General features: G+C 37.9%; 15 protein-coding genes. 7 read left to right on the top strand and 8 right to left on the bottom strand.

Going from position 1 to position 19,855, the window contains the following annotated elements; all coding sequences use genetic code 11:
* Positions 1 to 116: 116 nt before the first annotated feature.
* Entirely contained in the window at positions 117 to 1,652 is a 1,536-nt protein-coding gene (locus ISU02_RS08045; RefSeq protein WP_207736227.1) for an AbgT family transporter, read from the bottom strand.
* A 258-nt stretch (positions 1,653 to 1,910) separates the two neighbouring features.
* On the opposite strand from ISU02_RS08045, the gene ISU02_RS08040 reads away from it, so the two are divergent.
* Positions 1,911 to 3,914 (top strand): methyl-accepting chemotaxis protein, encoded by a 2,004-nt coding sequence (locus ISU02_RS08040; RefSeq protein ID WP_194701297.1) that lies wholly within the window; start codon positions 1,911 to 1,913, stop codon positions 3,912 to 3,914.
* Positions 3,915 to 4,161: 247 nt separating this feature from the next.
* Here ISU02_RS08040 and ISU02_RS08035 read toward each other — a convergent pair whose 3' ends face one another.
* Positions 4,162 to 5,463, bottom strand: a complete 1,302-nt coding sequence (locus ISU02_RS08035) for a helix-turn-helix domain-containing protein (RefSeq protein WP_194701296.1) — start codon at positions 5,461 to 5,463, stop codon at positions 4,162 to 4,164.
* Positions 5,464 to 5,608: 145 nt separating this feature from the next.
* Between ISU02_RS08035 and def the strand changes: the two genes are divergently transcribed.
* The 5 genes from def (at position 5,609) to speB (ending at position 10,608) form a co-directional block, all read left to right on the top strand.
* On the top strand, positions 5,609 to 6,061 hold the full coding sequence (gene def / locus ISU02_RS08030; RefSeq protein WP_194701295.1) for a peptide deformylase: 453 nt from the start codon (positions 5,609 to 5,611) through the stop codon (positions 6,059 to 6,061).
* A 497-nt stretch (positions 6,062 to 6,558) separates the two neighbouring features.
* Positions 6,559 to 7,371 (top strand): adenosylmethionine decarboxylase, encoded by an 813-nt coding sequence (speD, locus tag ISU02_RS08025; RefSeq protein WP_194701294.1) that lies wholly within the window; start codon positions 6,559 to 6,561, stop codon positions 7,369 to 7,371.
* Positions 7,372 to 7,392: 21 nt separating this feature from the next.
* The gene (locus tag ISU02_RS08020; protein WP_194701293.1) at positions 7,393 to 8,838 is read left to right on the top strand and encodes an aminotransferase class I/II-fold pyridoxal phosphate-dependent enzyme; all 1,446 of its coding nucleotides are present in this window, start codon (positions 7,393 to 7,395) and stop codon (positions 8,836 to 8,838) included.
* A 64-nt stretch (positions 8,839 to 8,902) separates the two neighbouring features.
* A complete protein-coding gene (gene speE, locus ISU02_RS08015) occupies positions 8,903 to 9,748 on the top strand; it encodes a polyamine aminopropyltransferase (RefSeq protein ID WP_194701292.1) in 846 nt (281 codons plus the stop codon).
* Positions 9,749 to 9,759: 11 nt separating this feature from the next.
* Positions 9,760 to 10,608 (top strand): agmatinase, encoded by an 849-nt coding sequence (gene speB, locus ISU02_RS08010; protein WP_194701291.1) that lies wholly within the window; start codon positions 9,760 to 9,762, stop codon positions 10,606 to 10,608.
* A 123-nt stretch (positions 10,609 to 10,731) separates the two neighbouring features.
* Here the strand turns inward: speB and ISU02_RS08005 are convergent, their stop codons facing one another.
* Positions 10,732 to 12,444 (bottom strand): HD-GYP domain-containing protein, encoded by a 1,713-nt coding sequence (locus ISU02_RS08005; RefSeq protein WP_194701290.1) that lies wholly within the window; start codon positions 12,442 to 12,444, stop codon positions 10,732 to 10,734.
* A 352-nt stretch (positions 12,445 to 12,796) separates the two neighbouring features.
* A complete protein-coding gene (locus ISU02_RS08000; protein ID WP_194701289.1) occupies positions 12,797 to 13,084 on the bottom strand; it encodes a hypothetical protein in 288 nt (95 codons plus the stop codon).
* Positions 13,085 to 13,283: 199 nt separating this feature from the next.
* Here ISU02_RS08000 and ISU02_RS07995 point away from each other — a divergent pair, with 199 nt between their 5' ends.
* The gene (locus ISU02_RS07995; protein WP_194701288.1) at positions 13,284 to 14,012 is read left to right on the top strand and encodes a YaaA family protein; all 729 of its coding nucleotides are present in this window, start codon (positions 13,284 to 13,286) and stop codon (positions 14,010 to 14,012) included.
* 24 nt (positions 14,013 to 14,036) lie between these two features.
* On the opposite strand, the gene ISU02_RS07990 is transcribed toward ISU02_RS07995, so the two are convergent.
* The 4 genes from ISU02_RS07990 to ISU02_RS07970 form a co-directional block, all read right to left on the bottom strand.
* A complete protein-coding gene (locus ISU02_RS07990; protein ID WP_194701287.1) occupies positions 14,037 to 15,251 on the bottom strand; it encodes an ammonium transporter in 1,215 nt (404 codons plus the stop codon).
* A gap of 242 nt (positions 15,252 to 15,493) precedes the next feature.
* Positions 15,494 to 16,825: a sigma-54-dependent transcriptional regulator gene (locus tag ISU02_RS07985; protein ID WP_194701286.1), complete on the bottom strand. Its 1,332-nt coding sequence runs from the start codon at positions 16,823 to 16,825 to the stop codon at positions 15,494 to 15,496.
* Positions 16,822 to 18,915: a PAS domain-containing sensor histidine kinase gene (locus ISU02_RS07980; protein WP_194701285.1), complete on the bottom strand. Its 2,094-nt coding sequence runs from the start codon at positions 18,913 to 18,915 to the stop codon at positions 16,822 to 16,824. Before ISU02_RS07980 ends, ISU02_RS07985 begins: the two co-directional genes overlap by 4 nt.
* Before the next feature lie 471 nt (positions 18,916 to 19,386).
* Complete coding sequence (locus ISU02_RS07970) at positions 19,387 to 19,836, bottom strand: cytochrome b5 domain-containing protein (RefSeq protein ID WP_228727755.1); 450 nt, start codon at positions 19,834 to 19,836, stop codon at positions 19,387 to 19,389.
* Positions 19,837 to 19,855: the final 19 nt, after the last annotated feature.

The following is a 19,855-nucleotide window of genomic DNA, read 5'->3' as shown; positions in this document are numbered from 1 at the left end:
TTCATTTATCCATTACAAAGATTTCTTTAGAATATAGATTTCTTTAATATAGATTCCTTTGATGAATTTTTTGAATCGTAGTATTGTCTCAAAATATTTTTTATAAAAATGATCTACTATAAAAATATGCCTACTCCAGGTCCTAGTGGAAGATTTAAAAAGAACCAAACCGCTAACAACAAGATCCACACGATTCCAAATCCAATGACATATGGCAATGCTAGCGAGAAGAAATTTCCCACGCCAATATTTTTCTTATATTTTTGCATAAACCCAAGCGCAATTGCAAAGTAAGGACTAAGTGGCGTAATTGCATTGGTAGTAGAGTCTCCAATACGGTAAGCCACCTGCGCAAACGCTGGTGAATAGTCAAGCATCATAAACATTGGTACAAAAACAGGTGCAAGAAGCGCCCACTTTGCTGAACCACTGCCTATAAAAAGATTGATGAACATCGTTATAAAGATCACAGCCACAACCATGCCAAATCCTGTGAAGTGTGCCGCTTTGAGCATTTCCGTAAGGGATATAGATAGTACAAGTCCCATATTAGTCCAATTAAAAAAGCTGATAAATTGAGCCATGACAAACACGAGTACTATATAAGACGACATGCCTTCTATGGCTTTTGCCATGAGTTTAGGGATATCCGCACTATTTTTAACCGTTCCAACTTGTTTCCCAAAGGCAACCCCTATGGCTATAAACCAAAATAGTAGAAAGGGCACAATGCCTTTGATAAATGGTGATGAAATAATACTGCCGCCTTCGCCTCTCAATGGAGAACTTGCTGGTATGAGTGCTATGATTACAATGCCCCAAAAGATTAATGTTGTAACGCCTGCATGTCTAAGACCTTTTTTCTGTGATTCAGTAATTGTGAGGTCTTCTGAATGACCGATCATGTCTCCTTCTGGTATATATTCGCCAGCAACTTTAGTGACAATTTTAGACGTGATCCACGTTCCCACAATTGCAAGTACGATTGTAGAAGCAAACATAAAATAATAATTAGCCAGTGGTGAAACTTCAATGCCCGAGTTAATAATCTTAGCAGACTCCGTCGTCATGCTTGCAAGCAAAACATCTGTACCAGCAATTACAAGATTTGCTGTAAAACCTGCGTTTGCAGCAGCATATCCAGCAATTATACCCACAATCGGATTTTTCTTTGCACCATAAAAAATGGCACCTGCCAACCCTGGAACAATAACTGCAGCAGCATCTGAAGCAATATTACCACAAATACCAATTAAAAAGACTACTAAAATGAGTATTTTTTCTGGCGCGCCTAAGATAAAACGTTTCATAAAAGCGTCCATCAGCCCAGATTGTTCTGCAAGGCCTATACCAAGCATCATTGACAATACCAATCCAAGAGGTGCAAACCCAGAAAAGTTTTTGACTAAATTTAAAAGCACATAGCGAATCCCCTCTGTTGTGAGCAAGCTCTTTATCGCCACAGGCTCACCTTTGATTGGATGTATTACCGTGACCCCCATTGTGCCTAATATCGCTGATAAAATCACAACGATACCAATAAGCCACAGAAACATGGTAAATGGATGCGGCAGTTTGTTGCCAGCGACTTCTACCCATTTAAAGATCCTCATCATCAATGTGCTTTTTTCAGCAGTACTTTTTTTTGACATAGTTCCCTCCCATTATTAATAGATTATTGCGTTTTACCCCAAGTAAAAACACCTCAACATATACGGTCTTGTTTCGGACATGACCATAAAAGTTAGTTTCATTATATCAGCTTTTATAAAAATGTGAAGTTATTTTTCTAAATATTCACTTTTTTTTGAATGCCTATCAACATTTTTCGCTTGCAAAACCAAACTTTGGGTAAAAATAAAGATAAAATACAGTCTTTTTAAAATAAAGGTTATAATGATGGAGGTTTTATGAAAAACATACGCACACGATACGGCATCGTGCTCAGTCTAATTGTTCTTATCATCTGCTTAGGTGTTGGCTTAGTTGCATTTCTCTCCTCAGTTGAAGCACTGAAATTTAATTCTGCAACCTTACTCATGAAAAACGCCGCATCATCCGCTGATGTTGTCAGCGAAAGGGTTAACCTAAGATTCACAGAACTCGAGGCCTTTGCCAATACGGAACTGATCAGTAGCGCTCAAATCTCTATGTCTGAAAAACAAGCCTATCTTGCAGCTCAAATTGAAAGATCCGGTTATTTTTCTTTTGGCATTGGCGATATGAGTGGCAAAGCACTTACTTATGACAATGTCTCTGTAGATCTAAGTGCCAGACCCTATTATCAACAAGCTTTAAAAGGCATTCCTGCAATTTCAGATCCAATAATCAGCAAATCCGATGGGAAGACACTCATTGTGTCTTACGCCGTTCCGATCTATAATAATACTGGCAAGCAGACCGGTGTTCTTCTCGGTGTAAGAAACGGCAACGAACTTTCTAACTTGACCGATGATATCTTGGTTGGAAAAACCGGAAGGGCTTTTATGATCAATCGTGAAGGCATTGTTGTTGCTCATGAAAATCCAGAATATGTAGCTTCTTCTATGAATATTATTCAAATGACTCAGGAAAATCCCGATTTAAATGAACTTGGAGATATTACCATACGCATGAGTCAAGGTGAAGAAGGTTATGGTGTCTATACTTATGAAGGCATTACAAAAATAGTTGCCTTTTCTCCAGTTAAAGATACTCACTGGTCTTTAGCCATAAATGTTCCCGAGAATGAAGTTTTATCCGTCTTATCCAGTATGACTTTTAAGATGGCTCTCATCTCTCTTTTCTTTTTGGTTATAGGTATAATAGGTTCCTTTTTATTCTCATCCCACATTTCTAAAAAAATTAACAAGCTAAGTCATAGCCTAGAGATCATTTCAAAAGGTGATTTTAGACACTCTGAAAATCAACTTGAAATCAAAGGACAAGACGAAATTGCAACCGCATATCTCTCTTTGAAAACCATGAGAGAATCTATCAGTAATATGCTCAAATCCGTGCATGATGTCTCGAGTAAAATTGACGCTCAATCCGAAGACCTTGTTCAAACTTCAAAGCAAATGTCTAACCTATCTTCTCAAGTAGAATGTTCTGTTCAAGAGACTTCAATTGCAATTAATGATCAGTCTGAGAACCTTATGGACATCAATGACATCATCGTTTCGTTTGGCGCCAAACTGGACGATATCAGCAAGGATATTAAAGTGATTGACCAAAGTGCAAAACAAGTCAACGAAATGTCTGTAGAGGGCAACCAAAATATGAATGTCATGAAGGACTCCGTCAATGTCACAGGTCGTATTTTTAATGACTTTTCTGGCAAAGTTGGTGATCTTAGAGATAATATCAACCACGTAACTGATATTACAACACTTATTAACAATATTGCTGAACAGACCAATTTGCTCGCGCTCAATGCAGCTATTGAAGCTGCTCGTGCTGGCGAGTCCGGAAAGGGCTTTGCAGTCGTTGCAGATGAAATTCGAAAACTCGCGGAACAATCTAAAGAATCTTCACTCAGCATTGATAAACTCATTGAAGGCATTGCCGAAGATTCAAAAAAAATTATCGAAGCCACCGAAGCGCTCAATAGCGAGCTCAAAATGCAAACAGATGCTGTTAATACGGGCATCAGCGCTTATCAACGTATTGTGGATGCACTTGAAGACATCAGTAATAAGATACAATCCGCTTACCATTATACCCTTGAGATTAATCAAGAGAAGTCACATGTCTTGTCTAAAGTATCCGATGCATCTGCCGTTTCCGAAGAAATAGCTGCATCCAGTGAGGAAATAAATGCTGCAAGCCAAAATCTTAAGGATGCAACTGATCGTGTGGCCCACGCTTCAGAACAGCTTGGCAACGATATTAATGAAATGATGGATGTTGTAACTCTATTTAAAATAGATTGATTAGATAGAGTCTACAAATCTAATCGTTGAGCAACCCTCTAGCTTTAATGGACTGTTTTACTTTTTTAATTGCCCATCAAAAAAACACCCTAAAAAATCAATCGACCTTCTGAAGTTAGATTTTAAAATCTAGCTTTCAGGAGGTCGTTTTTTTACGGTGTCTTCTCCTTTTATTTAGAGTGGCTGCCTCTATGCCAATATGTGAAATCACTCATCAGCTTAAACCAGTAATTATATCCATTAATATTTATAAACTCAACGTATACATCTTTCGAGGTCTTCCCGTTTGAGCCTTACTCTCAGAATATTCAATCTGAGCATATCCTGTTTCGACCAGTGCCGTTAAAATTCTGCGCCCACTCCTTGGGCTGATGCCAAGATAATTTGCAACGGTGTTGACATCCACTACTTTTCGGTCAATTTTATGAATCAACCCCTGAAGTTTGGATACATAAGCTGGGCTCAATCCCGATTTTTCAGAGATTTCAGATATAACACTATCACTGCCTGAAGTCAGATTACAGGAAATCCATTGATTGGATTCACTTGTAAAAGGTCCTGTCAGAATACCAGCTTCGTCCTTGAGATATATGCAATGATGCTTTTTCTGCATCGCATAACTCAGTGCATTTCGCGCATTCATTTCAGCATCATAAACAGTGTGGCCAAATCCAATCCCAGAAGATACAATCAAATACTGTAAGCGATCTGAAAACGGGTTAAATTGCTTTTCAAAGATTTCTCCAATATTTTCAATTGCACCACGATTGGTAAAGATTAAATACTCATCTCTTCCAAATGGAAAGAGTGCTCCAAAATTTTGCTGGGTATATTGAATCAAAATTTTTTCCAGTTGATTTCGCATTAACATAAAGTTATAAGCTGATGACGCATTTTCATCGCTTACTCGAAGCCGGACCACTTGAATTGCCATTTGTGCATCTTTTTCTTTTTTTACCTGTCCAAGTAAAATAACTCTATTTAATGATCCTCTAATCAATGATTTTGTTGGATAGACTTTATAGACGGACACACCATGTGCTTTAAGCGCCTCGTAGACACCCGAAAATCCAGTGATAGCAGCATCAATCTCCCCAGAATCCCAAAGCTTTTTATGATATTCAATAAGCGTGTTGTTGTCTTCAGCAAAGTTATGGTTAATGTAGTGCGTTTCATCATAGGGTATCCCTAATTCTTCCATGGTCTCCTTAATTTCTTCTGCAGAGACAACATCGGAACTCAATCTTTTAAATAATTTCTGCTTGTTTTGAATCTCCCATACAGTTCTGTAAAAACTCGTACCCCCTCTTGGAATAAAAACAGTCGGTTTTTCCAGTATGCCTTTTTTTAAGGCAACACTATAAGGCCCTTCACCAGAAAAAAGCAAGACATCACATTTCTTTTGGATTCGTAGAGTCACTTTCTCCACATTACTATAATCAACATAAACCTCAGTTACAAAATCTGCAACAATATCCAGTGATCTTGCAACTTCCATTATTTTATTAATACTATCTTGAGGCCCTATTATACCTACTCTTATTTCCACAAGTACCCCCTATGGTTCTACTGTTATATTTTACTACACATTGGTTCAAATCACAATCAACCTTCAATTTAGACAATTAAATAGACATTCCTCAGATAACCCAGTAAAATAAAATTAATAAAAGACTTAGATAGAGGAGAAAAGCATGGCACTTAGAACAATCAGATTATACGATGATCCCATCTTGCGTAAAATTTGTAGAGAGGTCAATGTAGTGGATGAAAAAATCAAGCTCATTTTAGATGATATGGCTGACACACTTTATCATACAGATAATAGCGCCGCATTGGCTGCGCCACAAATAGGCATCTTGAAACGACTTGTCGTTATAGATTTCGGCGAGGGGCTAATTGAGCTCATTAATCCCGTTATTGTTGAAACTCAAGGTCTTCAAGAAGTTACCGAAGGCTGTCTTAGTATCCCTGATAAATGGGGTAAACTTAATCGCCCCCATTTCGTGAGAGTATCCGCACAAAATCGTCATGGAGAAACTTTCGAAATAAAGGGCGAAGGATTTTTGGCAAAATGCTTATGCCATGAAATTGATCATTTAGAGGGTATTCTCTTTATCGATAAAGTAACTAAATTTATCGATTAATACTTGCCGTATCATGAATCCACTCGCACGCATAGCAACTCTAATGATATAGAAATCAAAAATATTTTTTATTTTCTTGTTTAAAGACTCCTTTGACGGGTATGATAGAAATACCCTCAAATCAATTTATTAAAATACTTACAAAGCCAAATGAAATAGTAAGCTATTTCAAACTCACATGAATATCAACCCTGGAAAAGCCCCTCTTACTGAGGGGCTTTTCCTATGATTAAAACTGTAAGAGTTGCACTTTATAACGCCTAAAAAGTTTGTCAATGCCATTTATATAACTTAATATTTTAAACTAAATTTTGTTAAAATTGCTTACTTTTTTTTATTTCAAAAAAACCTATAAAACACTAGCAATTATAATTTTTTCTGCTATAATTATACTTGTGCAAAAATAGTATTAGTATACTTAAAGGTTAATATTTTAAGTATTATTCGTCGCTTTTCGCCCTGATAAAAGCACTGTTTTAAACGAGGAGGATCATCTGTTGAAAAGTTATAAAAAAATCAAACTTCACGGGTTTAACAACCTCACTAAGACTTTGAGTTTTAACATCTACGACATCAGTTATACTAAAACTGAAGCAGATCGTAAAAAATATATAGAATATATTGATGAGCAATATAATTCAGAACGTTTGACACATATCTTGAAGGAAGTTACTAAAATGATTGGTGCTCATGTGCTCAATGTTGCTAAACAAGACTATGATCCTCAAGGCGCAAGTGTGACTATCCTGATTTCAGAAGAAGAAGTTCCAGACACTGCCTTGGACGATTCTTGCAACAAGGGAATTCTTGTGAATATACCTCAACACGTGGTGGGACACCTCGATAAAAGTCATTTAACTGTACACACATACCCTGAATACCATCCAGATAATGGTATTAGCACTTTTAGAGTTGACATCGATGTTTCAACTTGTGGCCAGATTTCGCCGCTTAAAGCACTCAATTATCTCATTAGCAGCTTTGATTCAGATATCATCACCATTGACTACAGAGTAAGAGGCTTTACACGAGATGCTTCAGGCCAAAAGCTATTTATTGATCACAACATCAACTCAATTCAAAACTTCATAGCAAAGCGCACTTTAAATAAATATCAATTAATTGATGTCAATGTCTACCAAGAAAATATTTTTCATACAAAAATGATGCTCAAAGATTTCGAACTTGCAAATTATCTCTTTGAAATTAATAAAGACGATCTCACGATTAAAGAGCAACGTGAAATTATTGCTAAACTCAAAAAAGAAATGGCTGAAATCTACTACGGACGCAATATTCCGAAGATGTAGCCCACGAAAGGAGCCCTGCGAATGGATCATTTACAAACCCCCATTTTTACTGCCATGAAGGCATATCACGCAAAAAAAGTATTCCCCTTTGATGTTCCAGGACACAAACATGGTCGTGGTTTACCAGAGTTTGCAGCCTATTTTGGTAATACAATGCTCGAACTGGATGTCAACTCCATGAAACCACTGGATTTTTTAGGTAATCCCACAAGTGTCATCAAAGAAAGTGAAGCGCTTTTAGCAGATGCCTTTGGCGCTGATCGGGGATTTTTGATAGTGGGCGGCACCTCTTTTGCCGTTCAAACTATGATTATGGCTACTGTAACCACTGGAGATAAAATTATCCTACCTAGAAATGTGCATAAGTCCGCCATCAATGCACTTATTTTATGTGGTGCCGAACCCGTTTATATGGCACCGGAAATTGATAACGAAATGGGCGTTTCTCACAATATTACACTTGAGAGCCTCAAGAGAGCTTATGAAGACCATCCCGAATCCAAGGCTGTCTTCATCATCAACCCCACTTATTACGGTGCAGCCTGTGATTTAAAAACAATTACGGATTATTGCCATGAGAAGGGCATGATGGTTCTCGTCGATGAAGCTCATGGCTCCCATTTTCATTTTCATGAAAAATTTCCAATGAGCGGTATGGACGCAGGTGCTGACATGTCTTCTGTCAGTCTTCATAAAACAGGAGGGTCTTTGACCCAAAGTTCTGCACTTTTAGTCAAAACGGATCGCATTGATGCACAATATGTGCGCAAAGTCATCAACACCATGCAGACCACGAGTCCTTCATATCTACTTATGGCATCCATTGATGTGGCGCGTAAAATGCTTGCAACCGAGGGACATAAAATACTATCGCATATTATTGAAATCGCTGACTATGCAAGGGCTGAAATCAACAAAATCCCGGGCTGTTACGCTATTGGCTATGAAGCCGAAGAACAACCTGGCATTTATAAATTTGATCCCACTAAACTCAGTGTCAATACACGCAATATGGGACTTAATGGCATGGAACTCTACGATATTTTACGTGACGATTACAATATACAAATGGAGACTGGAGATGTTTACAATTCACTTGCAATTTTAAGTGTTGGTGACGATTACGACAGTGTCAATACGTTAATCGACGCGTTAAAATCGATTAGTAAACGTTTCCATTCAGCGCGTATAGATTATAAAAAAATAGATTTACATTATCCAGAAGTGGTATTAACACCTAGAGAGGCCTTTTATGCAGATAAAGAAATGGTAGCTCTTGAAGACACACTGGGTAGAATCAGTGGTGAATCGCTTATGAGTTATCCCCCTGGTATTCCAGTGGTGAGCTATGGTGAGCGTATTAACGAATCTGTTATTGAACAGATTAAACTCTTTAAAGCTTCCCACGGGGTTGTCTCTGGCATGGAAGATCCAGAAGCAAATTTCATCAAGGTCATAAAGGGCTAATATAGAACTCAAAAGAATTCCATCTGTGATGGTACATTGATTATATAGCTGAGGAGGATTCAACATGGAATTATGGTATACAGAAAAGCATACGAATACAGTCAATTTTTCAATTCAAGTGAAGAGACATTTTTACTCTGAAAGCAGTCCTTTTCAACAAATCGACTTCTTTGAATCTAAAGAGTTTGGAACATTCTTCACACTGGACGGTCTCATGATGGTCAACGAAAAAGACGAATTTGTCTATCATGATATGATTACGCATGTGCCCATGGCAACTCATCCGGACATTAAGCGTGTCCTCGTGATTGGCGGTGGCGATGGCGGTACAGTTAGAGAACTTACACGGTACAAACACATCGAAAAGATCGATATGGTGGAAATAGATGAAATGGTCGTTAGAGCGTGTCAAAAGTACTTGCCCATCACTGCAAATCAACTCACCGATCCACGTGTTACACTTTACTTTGAAGACGGCTTAAAATTTATTCAGGGTAAGGTAGCCGAATACGACCTAATTCTCGTCGATTCTACTGACCCCATTGGTCCTGGCGAAGGTCTTTTTTCTATGGCATTTTATACAGATTGTTTTAAGGCACTTACCGAGACTGGTATCTTAATTAACCAACATGAAAGCCCGTATTATCCAAACTATGCAAGAGAAATGAAACGTTCACATGATAAAATAAAAAAAATATTTCCCATTAGCAAAGTTTATCAATTTCACATGCCTACTTATCCATCTGGACACTGGCTTTTTGGTTTTGCTTCCAAGTCACTGGACCCAATAAAAGATTTTAAGAAAGAAAAATGGGAAGCTTTTGGCCTTGAAACAAAATACTACAACACAGATCTTCACACAGGTTGCTTTGCACTGCCAACTTTTGTGAAAAAACTGTTAGAGGAATAATGGAGGAACTCATGCATTCAAATATTCACACATTCATCGGTTGTGATTCTGATTTTGACGATGCGGATCTCGTCATTTTCGGCGCTCCGTTTGACTCGACGACTTCGTTTAGACCGGGCACTCGATTTGCGGCTGATTTCATAAGAATGGATTCTTATGGTCTGGAAACATATAGTCCCTATCAAGATAAAGATCTTGCGGATTACGCCTTAACAGACGTGGGCAATCTCGACTTACCCTTTGGAAACGCTCAAAAATCCCTTGATATCATCGAAGAAACCACGCGTACGATCTTGAGATCTGGAAAAAAACCTTTCTTAATAGGTGGAGAACATCTAGTCTCTCTTGGGGCAATCAAAGCTTCTTATGAGGCTTATCCCGATCTTGTTTTACTTCACTTTGACGCACATACGGATTTAAGAGAGCACTACATGGACGAACCCCTATCTCATGCAGCTGTGATCAGACGTGCTTGGGACTTCATGGGAGATGGCAAAATCAATCAGTTCTGCATTCGCTCAGGTGAAAAATGGGAATTTGAATGGGCTAAATCACACACCCATCTAGAAAAATTTACATTTAATACCCTTAAAGAACGTATCCATGCAATTGGCCCAAAGACACCTTGTTACATCACTATTGATCTGGATGTTCTAGATCCATCAATATTCTCAGGAACGGGCACGCCAGAACCAGGCGGCATCTTTTTCAACGAAATGATGACGATCCTACAATCCTTTAAAGACTTAAACGTCATAGGGGCTGACATCGTGGAGTTATCTCCACACTATGACCAATCAGGTGTAAGCACTGCAACTGCCTGTAAAGTCATGAGAGAATTCCTCTTGGCCATTCTGTAAAACAATTTAATTTTATAAAATATGTCAATCATGAAACTTGAAAAAACGCTGATTATTTAAATGAACCGACTCCAATAAGTTAGACCTAAATCTAGTCTATTGGCGATCGGTTCACTATTTAAATCAGCTCTTTTTTATTTTCATCCTAACTTGTTTATCATGAGTTTGTTTTCTAAAGAGCATTCTCAAGATAGAATCTCTTTCTGCACTGTTGATATTCGTAAATTTAAAAACGAAAACCGTTACATTTTGAAAATTGAAAAATCTTAGAATTCTCCCAGTTAATGAAAGGCGATTATGAGTATGATCAATTTCCAAATCAAAATCTATCAGAGCTGTTTTATCAATACTGGATATCAAGATCTCCTTAAAGTATTGATCCACCACTTCAAAAACTAAAGTATCTCCACCCACTTTGATAATTTTTACATTGCCTTTCCTATTGGATGGCGTCTTTAAAATGCCTATCAATTCCCAAATTAAAGAAAAATATTTATCTGTGGGCACATACTTAAATCCCGTCATCAAAATCTGATTATTTAACCTTCCCAACAATTTAACTTCATATTCTAAAAAGTCATTTAACGCAAAAAAACTTATGGATGGCTTATAGATACGATTTAATTCAAATTCTTCGAATGAATCTCCACTATGTATTATCAATTTTCCAGTCTTTTCATTCATAATTAAATTGCCCACATACGAACGTTGATTTTTAAAACTATCATAATAAAAATTGAGAGAAGTTTGAGGAATAAAATTCGTATCTTCAACAAAAGATTTGCCCTTATTCTTATGCTTGTTTCGAATGAGTCCAATCATTATATTGACAATTTCAGGATCAAACTGCTTGCCACTACCTTTTAAAAGTTCTTTTACGACAAATTCCTCTGAGAGTAAATCCCGGTAGGCCCTCCTGGACAGCATTGCATCAGTTGCATCTGCCACTGAAACAATTCGGCTTAAAAGGGGAATATCCGTACCGCGCTTATTAAACGGGTAGCCACTGCCATCAAACCATTCACGATGATATCTTATAACTGTTGGCACATTTTCAAAAAAATGCATCCCATAAAGTGTCGTTTTTGTGATCTCATAACTCTTTTCTGGGATTTGCTTCATCAAGTTATATTCTTCTTCACTTAGTGGCGTCGACTTGCTCAGTATTTTTTCTGGAATATACACAATGCCAATGTCATGAATCAGTGCCGCCACATATAGTGTCAGCTGGTCTTTATAATCCAAATTCATCTCATTGGCAATTAGCATGGCCCAGTTGGCCACATTTGTCATATGATAAGGCATAAATCGATCTTTTATGGTTACAATTTCAGAAAAAAAATCAATCAAGTAATATAATTTTTCATAATTCTCAATGTTGATTCTTATGCTATTGATTAAGTAATCTACTCTCAAAAAAATTTTTTTTTGCAACTGTAATTTGTTCAAAAGGGCTTCATATTTCTTGTCAATGGTGAAATATACATATCCAATCCATTGTTTATCCTCTCCAACCGGGTCAAAAACAATTAGGACAATTTCATAAAACTGTGCTCTCAGCACATCATCAGGTAAAACGGCGTTAAATATCATATATTTCACATTACCGGTACCTGCCTGAGCTTTTTCTATGTTCTCCATGGTTAAATTCATCTCTATTCTTTGGAAGAAAGAGTGCTCACATTTTCTATATATATATGCATTTTCTCCACTTGCAGGTGTATTGATATTAAATACCAGCTGATCTGCATAGACAAGAACATCTGAATTTTCAATCATTGTTTGAATCGTCTCATCAAACTTCAGCATATCATCATATAGTAAAGTGGTTTTCATTACTCATTCCCCCTCACCTCGAGAGTGTCAAGGCTAAATTGAGCCATCATTTAATTCTTACCCACTTTTATTTATAAATAACATTATAATTATATTTTTTTAAGTTATTTTAAATTCGAAACAGGTCCTAAGAACTATTAGATCAGGATTTATTTTGATTATATTGCATTTTATAGTGCTCTATGCTCGTTTTTTCCGATATGATATATTCTAACAAATTCCTGACTAAAGCAATGCTCTGGTTTAAAACAAAAATATAATGCGCTCTATAAACTAGACCTATTTTAAAGAGATAATGGTCTGGTTTATAGAGCGCATGTCCTTTTTGTACAAGAAATGCATTTGACCTCAGTCAAGCACAACGTGCTCGAGATTTTCTATGGTTATTATTATAATTTTCCTTCTTCCTCTTGGGTGTTAGAGATTCAAACTTATCACCCAACAATCTTTTTGCTGCCTTCATCATATAAGGCGATGTTGGCATTAGGCCATGTTCTATGAGTGTCAACAAATGATATAGTGGCTGAATCGACTTAAAATGTGCATGGTTTTCATAAGCTAGTGCCATGTTGATGACGACATAATCTCTATTTGTCGCTAAAATCTTATAATTTCCTCTTACCTCTAGAACCTTTGACATATGATCACTCCTTTGCTACTCTTATGGTATCAACGGTTTGTTATATCATGTTTATCGTTAGGTAAAAAATGCGCACTTCTTTTGTAAAACCTACAATATATTAGATTCAGTAAAACTTTTCTTCTATATATAGTATATCGGATGAAATGGCCGTTGGCTTTAATCGTTTCTAAAAATTTATTGCATGAGAGGTCTTCATATGAAAATAATCATATCCCCAAGCAAAACCCAACTTACGCCATCTTCGGCAACGCCCTTGCACTACATCCCTAAAAAACATAAGACTTACTTTTCACCAGAACAATCTACACTGACCCATGAAGTGGTCTCCGCACTCCTTTTGGAAGATCTTTCTCTTATTTATAAGGATAAAGCCAATGATTATGAAACACATTATAAAAACTTTGATGCGCACGAGCAGCTTTATGCGGTTCAATCTTATACAGGTCTTGTTTTCAAACAATTGAACCTTCAAAACTATGATAAAAGTGACCTAGATTATTTAGATCAGCATCTAGTCATCTTAAGCGCACTCTATGGTATGACCGCCCCCTTTGATCCCATTAAGGCTTACCGTCTGGATTTTCAGATGAAGATGAAAAATTTGAATTTGTATACGCATTGGCACGATCACATTCTAACATCTTTTAAGACAAGTGAACTCATCATCGATCTCGCTTCTAATGAATTTTCTAAAATGGTGGACCGCCCTAAAATCACAATTCACTTTAGAGAAAATCACCAAGGCAAACTCACCAATAAAGCCACTTTCGCTAAAATGGCTCGTGGTAAGATGCTTCACTTGATGATCAAAGACCACATAAAAACAATAAAAGCACTGAAAGCCATAACCTTTGATGGCTATGTTTTCAATGCTTCTATGTCCGATTCAAATAACTTTTACTTTATCCGATCGGTTACATCCTGATCAAGTGACTGCCTTCACTTGATTTTACATAAAGTATGCTGTTTCCCCATGAAGTACCACATCAAGACCCGTTTCTTGATCATGGGCATCCACTCTCACTGGTGTGATTTTATCGATTAAATGAAGGAGTCCATATGAAATCACAAATGCATATATGGATGCAAACGCCACTGCGCCCACTTCAACTAAAAAGAAGTGAGTTCCGCCATAAATCAAGCCATCCGAACCCGAGCCATTAATCGCCGAACTTCCAAAAATGCCAAGCAAAACGACACCTGCAATACCACCAACACCGTGGACGCCCCAAACATCGAGCGCATCATCCCAGTTCATCTTGTTTTTAAGACCTATTGCTTTAAAACACACAATTGAAGCAATGCATCCAATAAGTGCCGCTGTTTTCATATCCACAAACCCGGCCGCTGGCGTAATCGTTGCCAGCCCTGCAACAGCTCCCGTCAATAGGCCTACAAATTTAGGCTTCCCAGTTGTCTTCCACTCCATTGCAAGCCAAACGATTGCAGCAAATGAGGCAGAAATATCTGTGTTTAAAAATGCCAATGCGGTTACAGAATCCACTCTGAGTTCACTCCCTGCATTAAACCCATACCATCCAAACCACAGAATAGCCGTTCCAATTGCAATGAGTGGCACACTATGAGGCTCAGTGGCTTTCATCTGTCTCTTCCCGACAAAAAAGACAGATGCAAGTGCTGCCATACCTGCTGTTGCATGTACAACAATCCCCCCTGCAAAATCAAGCACACCCCACTGCGCTAAAATGCCACCACCCCAAACCATATGTGTGAATGGGAAGTAGACAAGCAATAACCATGCGATTTGAAAAATGATGTAAGCTTTAAACCGCACACGTTCTGCAAATGCACCTGTGATTAATGCAGGTGTTATCACAGCAAACATCATTTGATATGCTACAAACACAAGCACTGGAATGTTGTTAGTTGGCGATAGTGAATCGTGAATGGATATGCCCCTTAAAAAGGCCATATCCAGATTGCCAATAATGCCGCCAATATCCCCACTGAAACAAAGTGAGTATCCAACTGTAACCCATAAAATAGTGGTAATCCCCAGAGACACAAAACTTTGCATCATGATGGTCAGTACGCCTTTTTTACCAACCAATCCGCCATAAAAAAATGCTAAGCCCGGTGTCATAAACATAACGAGACTTGTAGCAACCAGCATAAATGCTGTATTACCTGTGTTGAAATCCATAACGCTTCCTCCTTGTTAAATATGTGACAATGCTATTATACGCAATTCACATGCCAACCCAAAGATGATGGAGAACGCTTCTATTTCAAGGGCATCTCTACCTTGCGACCTTTATCCATCTCCATAAAATAAGACAAGTTTGTCTTACTGCGACAAACTTGTCTCTTTTAGAGTTCCTGCCATTTGAAATTCGTGCTAGTTTCATCTGCTATAATGACTCTTTTTGCCAGAAACCACACTCTCTATGTGTTCAAATTGTATTTATTAATTTTGCGATGAAGAGATCGTCTACTAATGCCAAGTTTTTCAGCTGCCTTTGTGATATTGCCACCGCAATGCTCCAGTGTCCTCTTTAAAACTTCAGCCTCCACAGATTCTTTGTAAGCTTCAAGTGATTCCGTCGGAACATTATTCTTTTTTAAAATCTTAGGCGGCAAATCTTGCAATTTAATGGATTCCCCTTCGCTGATAATGAGAATTCTCTCTATTATGTTCTCAAGTTCTCTTACATTTCCAGGCCATGAATACTGGACAAGAGCTTCTAACGCTTGTTGCTCAATCACCTTCGGTTTTGTCTGATAGAGCGATGAAGAGATCGACATAAAAGTTTCAATGAGATCACGAATATCTTCTACTCGCTCACGTAAAGGCGGCACTGTCAATGGAATCACGTTGAGTCTATAATACAAATCTTCTCTAAAAGCACCTTCTTTAACTAAGGTTTCTAAATTTTTGTTCGTAGCTGTTATGATGCGTACATCCAGCGAAATCGTCTGTGTTCCCCCAAGGCGTTCAAGCTCCTTTTGTTGTATGATTCTGAGCAATTTCAGTTGAATTAAGGGAGAAATATCTCCAATTTCATCTAAAAAGATCGTGCCGCCATTTGCCAGTTCAAAACGACCCAATTTTCTAGCGAAAGCGCCTGTAAAAGCCCCTTTTTCATAGCCAAAGAGTTCGCTTTCAAGTAACGTTTCCGGTAATGCCGAACAATTGACCTTAATAAAAGGGCATTCCCTTCGATTGCTGAGTTCATGAATCGCATGTGCAATGAGTTCTTTACCGACGCCAGTTTCACCTTGAATGTAAATGTTAGCAACACTTCCCGATACTTTTTTAACCATTTTGATCAGTTCTTTCATCTTTGGGCTGTTAGCCACTAAGGTTTCGCTAAATGCAGATTGTTCAGCACTATTAAAGGTTGCGTTTTTAACAAGCAAACTGGTCTTGTGAACAGCATCTACAATTTCCTCAATATCAAAGGGCTTTCTGATATAATCTCTAGCACCCATCTTTAGAGCATTGATAGCCGTATCAATCGTTGCAAATGCGGTCATGACAATGACCTCTATCGCCATGTCCATCTCTTTAATTTGCTTTAAGAGCGCCATACCCTCCACTTTGGGCATTTTAATATCGGTTAAAACGATATCTATTTTGTTCACCTTAATGATCTCAAGTGCTTCGTGACCATCATAAGCCAAAAACAATTCGTATCCTTCTTTCGTTAACACACGTTCCAGCAAATGAGCAAGATTCTTCTCATCTTCAACAATTAAAACAGATAATTTTTTCATACGACAAATTCCCTTCTACGGATTGGCAGTTTAATGGTGACTTGCGTCCCTATACCTTCCCTACTTTGAATTTCAAAACTGCCTTGATGACTTTCGACAATTCTTGAACAAATAGAAAGTCCTAATCCAGTGCCTTGTTGCCTCGTGGTAAAAAAAGGGGCAAATATTTTTTCAAGTATTTCCTCTGGGATACCTTCTCCATTATCAATAATATGGATTTCACAGACATTGTGAAGTCTACTCAGGCTGGTATCAATTTTTAAATGCCCCCCTTTGGGCATTGCCTGAATCGCATTGATCAAAACATTAATCAGCACCTGTTTCATTTGATCATAATCCATATAGATAGGTTCCTTTATATGGAGATTGGATTCTACTTGAATCTGATTAGACTCAATCGACTGCATCATTAGGTGTAAAACTTCATTTATGAGTCCATCAAGATCATTTTTCTTGCGATCAGGTTGATTGGGACTTGCAAAGGTCATAAAACGATCTATAATTTTATCAAGTCGTGCCACTTCGCCTAAGACAATTTCTAGATCCTCTTTTGCTTGTGTATGATCTCCAAGCTCGCTAAGCACAAGCTGCACATAGCCTTTTATAGAAGCCAATGGATTTCTAATCTCATGAGCAACACCTGCTGAGAGCACTCCAAGCTCAGAGAGACGTTCTGCTCTCATGACACTTTCTTCAAATTTTAGTTTTTCTTCAAAATTTTGAATGACCACTGTCATCCCAATAACGACTTCATTGATATCCATCTGCTTCAATGTGCTGACGATAATTTTTTTGCTAAATTTATTTTCATCTTCAAAAGACAGTAACTCGTTTTGAGTTGAGTCGTTGAGCATGCTTTCTTTAAGATAATCCAATAGAACTGCGTAATGCGTTTCAGATCGCCTAAAAACATTTTGACCCACCCAGTCCACATCTAGAATCTCTTTGGCAGCAGGGTTCATCGAAGTGATTTCGCCTTTGCCATCTATGGTCACGATCCCATTGGGCATATGCTCTATCAAATTGGACATACTGCTTCTGATTTCTTTTATATAGGCCACTTCACCCGACTTCTCTAAAACCTTCTGCATCATGAAATTCAATTCCTCCAAAAGGAAGTCAAAAGTCGATGTCAAATGCTTAACCTCGTCACTGGTGACAATCTCAGAAGTATAAAGTTTTTGATCATTCATGATCTCGCCAATTTTCTGCTTCAACTGTCTTATAGGCTTTGTCACGCTTTGTGAAACAATCCCTGAAAAGATGTAGACAATTACAAAGAAAATCAACATCACAATGGCAAAATATTTTTCAATATCTCTTATAATAGCATAGGCTTCATCTGCAGGCTGACTTATCGTCAACACCCATTGGTCCCTTTGCGTCGCATATTTAATCACGGGATAAGTGGCTGTCAAAATCATGCCTTTTTCCAGCTCAGAATAACTTTCCTTTGTCCCTACAATATTTGCAAGCGTTTGGCCCTCTTGAAGCTTTACAAGATCCGCATGACCTCTTGTACCTACTCTTACATTATTGATAATTTCTTTAATGGAGTCGAAGTTCATCTTCTCAACCACTATCCCCAATTGGATGCCATTTTCAACAACGGGTGCTGAAAAGAAAATATAAGAATCATCCCCAATGATATAATCAGATACAAAAGCATCATTCGATATGAAGTGTTTTTTGTAAAAAGAAGCTGTTGTCTCTCCAGATGCCTTATTGGTGGTAATTTTTAAATCACCTGAATTATCTAAGACAAATATTTCGTCATAAGTCTGATAGGCCTTCACTACATTTTCAAGATAATGCGATTGAACTTCTCTACTCACATTTTCAGCATTGAGAATATTAGATGATGCTAAAACTTTCACATCAGCGGATCTCTCAAAGAGAAAACGCTCTATTTTATTGGTCGTTTCTATAGCCAACGTGGTCATTTCACGCTTTTTTGAGTCTTTGATTCTAGAGACCGTATTATTATAAAATACAAGTCCCAACGTCAAAATCAAGGTCATGGACATGATAATCAAAAGCCTCATGATCTGTGACTGTATGGATCTATTGTTAAAACCTTTAAAATCCATTTTCCCCTCCATTAGGCAGAAAGATTACTTACGTGCTCTTTTGGGTTGATATTTTTTCTTTGATATCTTCTGGATTGTTAATATGCTTTCGCAATAAGCACTCACTTCATTATAAGCTATCAGCCATAATTTTAATATGCCTATTACAACATTTGGAGCACCGCTCAATACCCCAAAACGATTTTCGCTGACACTGTTTGAGGGTGAACATTCCTCAGCACAGCTTTCGGCTCAAATCTTGCATATAACAACATTTGGAGCACCGCTCAGTACCCCAAAACGATTTTCGCTGACACTGTTTGAGGGTGAACATTCCTCAGCACAGCTTTCGGCTCAAATCTTGTTGTTTAAAAAAACACACTAAATCCACAAAATAGGGGTTAGTGTGTTTTTAATTGGTTTCAATTTGAACTCAAATGAGTCTCGATTTTATCTCAACGTGATCTTGATTTCGTCTCAAATTAATCTGGATCAATTTTGCTCTAATGTACCTACTACAGGCGCATTATCTGTAAGATTTTTAGGCGAATGTGGTGCCACATTGTTGAGAATGTCTGTCAAATCTTGTCCAGCTTCGTATTTGCCCTGATGAATGCCATTTTTCCACGCTTTGATCTTGGAGACGTCGTAAACTTTACCTTCGTAACCGACATACGCTGCCATGCCATCTTTCCCATTGTATTTTGATAATTCTTCAGGTGTAAAAACAGGTAGTGCATCCGCAGGTTGAGCATCAGAAGCTTGATCTTCTACAGCTTGTGTATCGGCGCTCTGAGAATCCGTTGGTGCAAGATCTACTTGATCGGCTGACTTATTCTCAGTCGCATCACTTTTTGGGGCCGTGGTTTCAGCTGTACAAGAGACTATTGTCAACATTAAAATTACCAATATACTCATCAGCCCTAGGGGCGCTTTTTTCATAGTGTAACCTCCTTAATAT

Source organism: Fusibacter ferrireducens, assembly GCF_015352425.1.
Classification (GTDB): domain Bacteria; phylum Bacillota; class Clostridia; order Peptostreptococcales; family Acidaminobacteraceae; genus Fusibacter_A; species Fusibacter_A ferrireducens.
The sequence above is the reverse complement of the archived record's forward strand: the minus strand, read 5'-3'. Positions and strand labels throughout refer to the sequence as shown.

Excerpts from the sequence above, each read along its gene's own strand:
- ISU02_RS08045 (WP_207736227.1), bottom strand. The coding sequence starts at position 1,652 with ATGTCAAAAAAAAGTACTGCTGAAAAAAGCACATTGATGATGAGGATC.
- ISU02_RS08040 (WP_194701297.1), top strand. The coding sequence starts at position 1,911 with ATGAAAAACATACGCACACGATACGGCATCGTGCTCAGTCTAATTGTT.
- def (WP_194701295.1), top strand. The coding sequence starts at position 5,609 with ATGGCACTTAGAACAATCAGATTATACGATGATCCCATCTTGCGTAAA.
- ISU02_RS08020 (WP_194701293.1), top strand. The coding sequence starts at position 7,393 with ATGGATCATTTACAAACCCCCATTTTTACTGCCATGAAGGCATATCAC.
- speE (WP_194701292.1), top strand. The coding sequence starts at position 8,903 with ATGGAATTATGGTATACAGAAAAGCATACGAATACAGTCAATTTTTCA.
- speB (WP_194701291.1), top strand. The coding sequence starts at position 9,760 with ATGCATTCAAATATTCACACATTCATCGGTTGTGATTCTGATTTTGAC.
- ISU02_RS08005 (WP_194701290.1), bottom strand. The coding sequence starts at position 12,444 with ATGAAAACCACTTTACTATATGATGATATGCTGAAGTTTGATGAGACG.
- ISU02_RS08000 (WP_194701289.1), bottom strand. The coding sequence starts at position 13,084 with ATGTCAAAGGTTCTAGAGGTAAGAGGAAATTATAAGATTTTAGCGACA.
- ISU02_RS07995 (WP_194701288.1), top strand. The coding sequence starts at position 13,284 with ATGAAAATAATCATATCCCCAAGCAAAACCCAACTTACGCCATCTTCG.
- ISU02_RS07990 (WP_194701287.1), bottom strand. The coding sequence starts at position 15,251 with ATGGATTTCAACACAGGTAATACAGCATTTATGCTGGTTGCTACAAGT.
- ISU02_RS07985 (WP_194701286.1), bottom strand. The coding sequence starts at position 16,825 with ATGAAAAAATTATCTGTTTTAATTGTTGAAGATGAGAAGAATCTTGCT.
- ISU02_RS07980 (WP_194701285.1), bottom strand. The coding sequence starts at position 18,915 with ATGGATTTTAAAGGTTTTAACAATAGATCCATACAGTCACAGATCATG.
- ISU02_RS07970 (WP_228727755.1), bottom strand. The coding sequence starts at position 19,836 with ATGAAAAAAGCGCCCCTAGGGCTGATGAGTATATTGGTAATTTTAATG.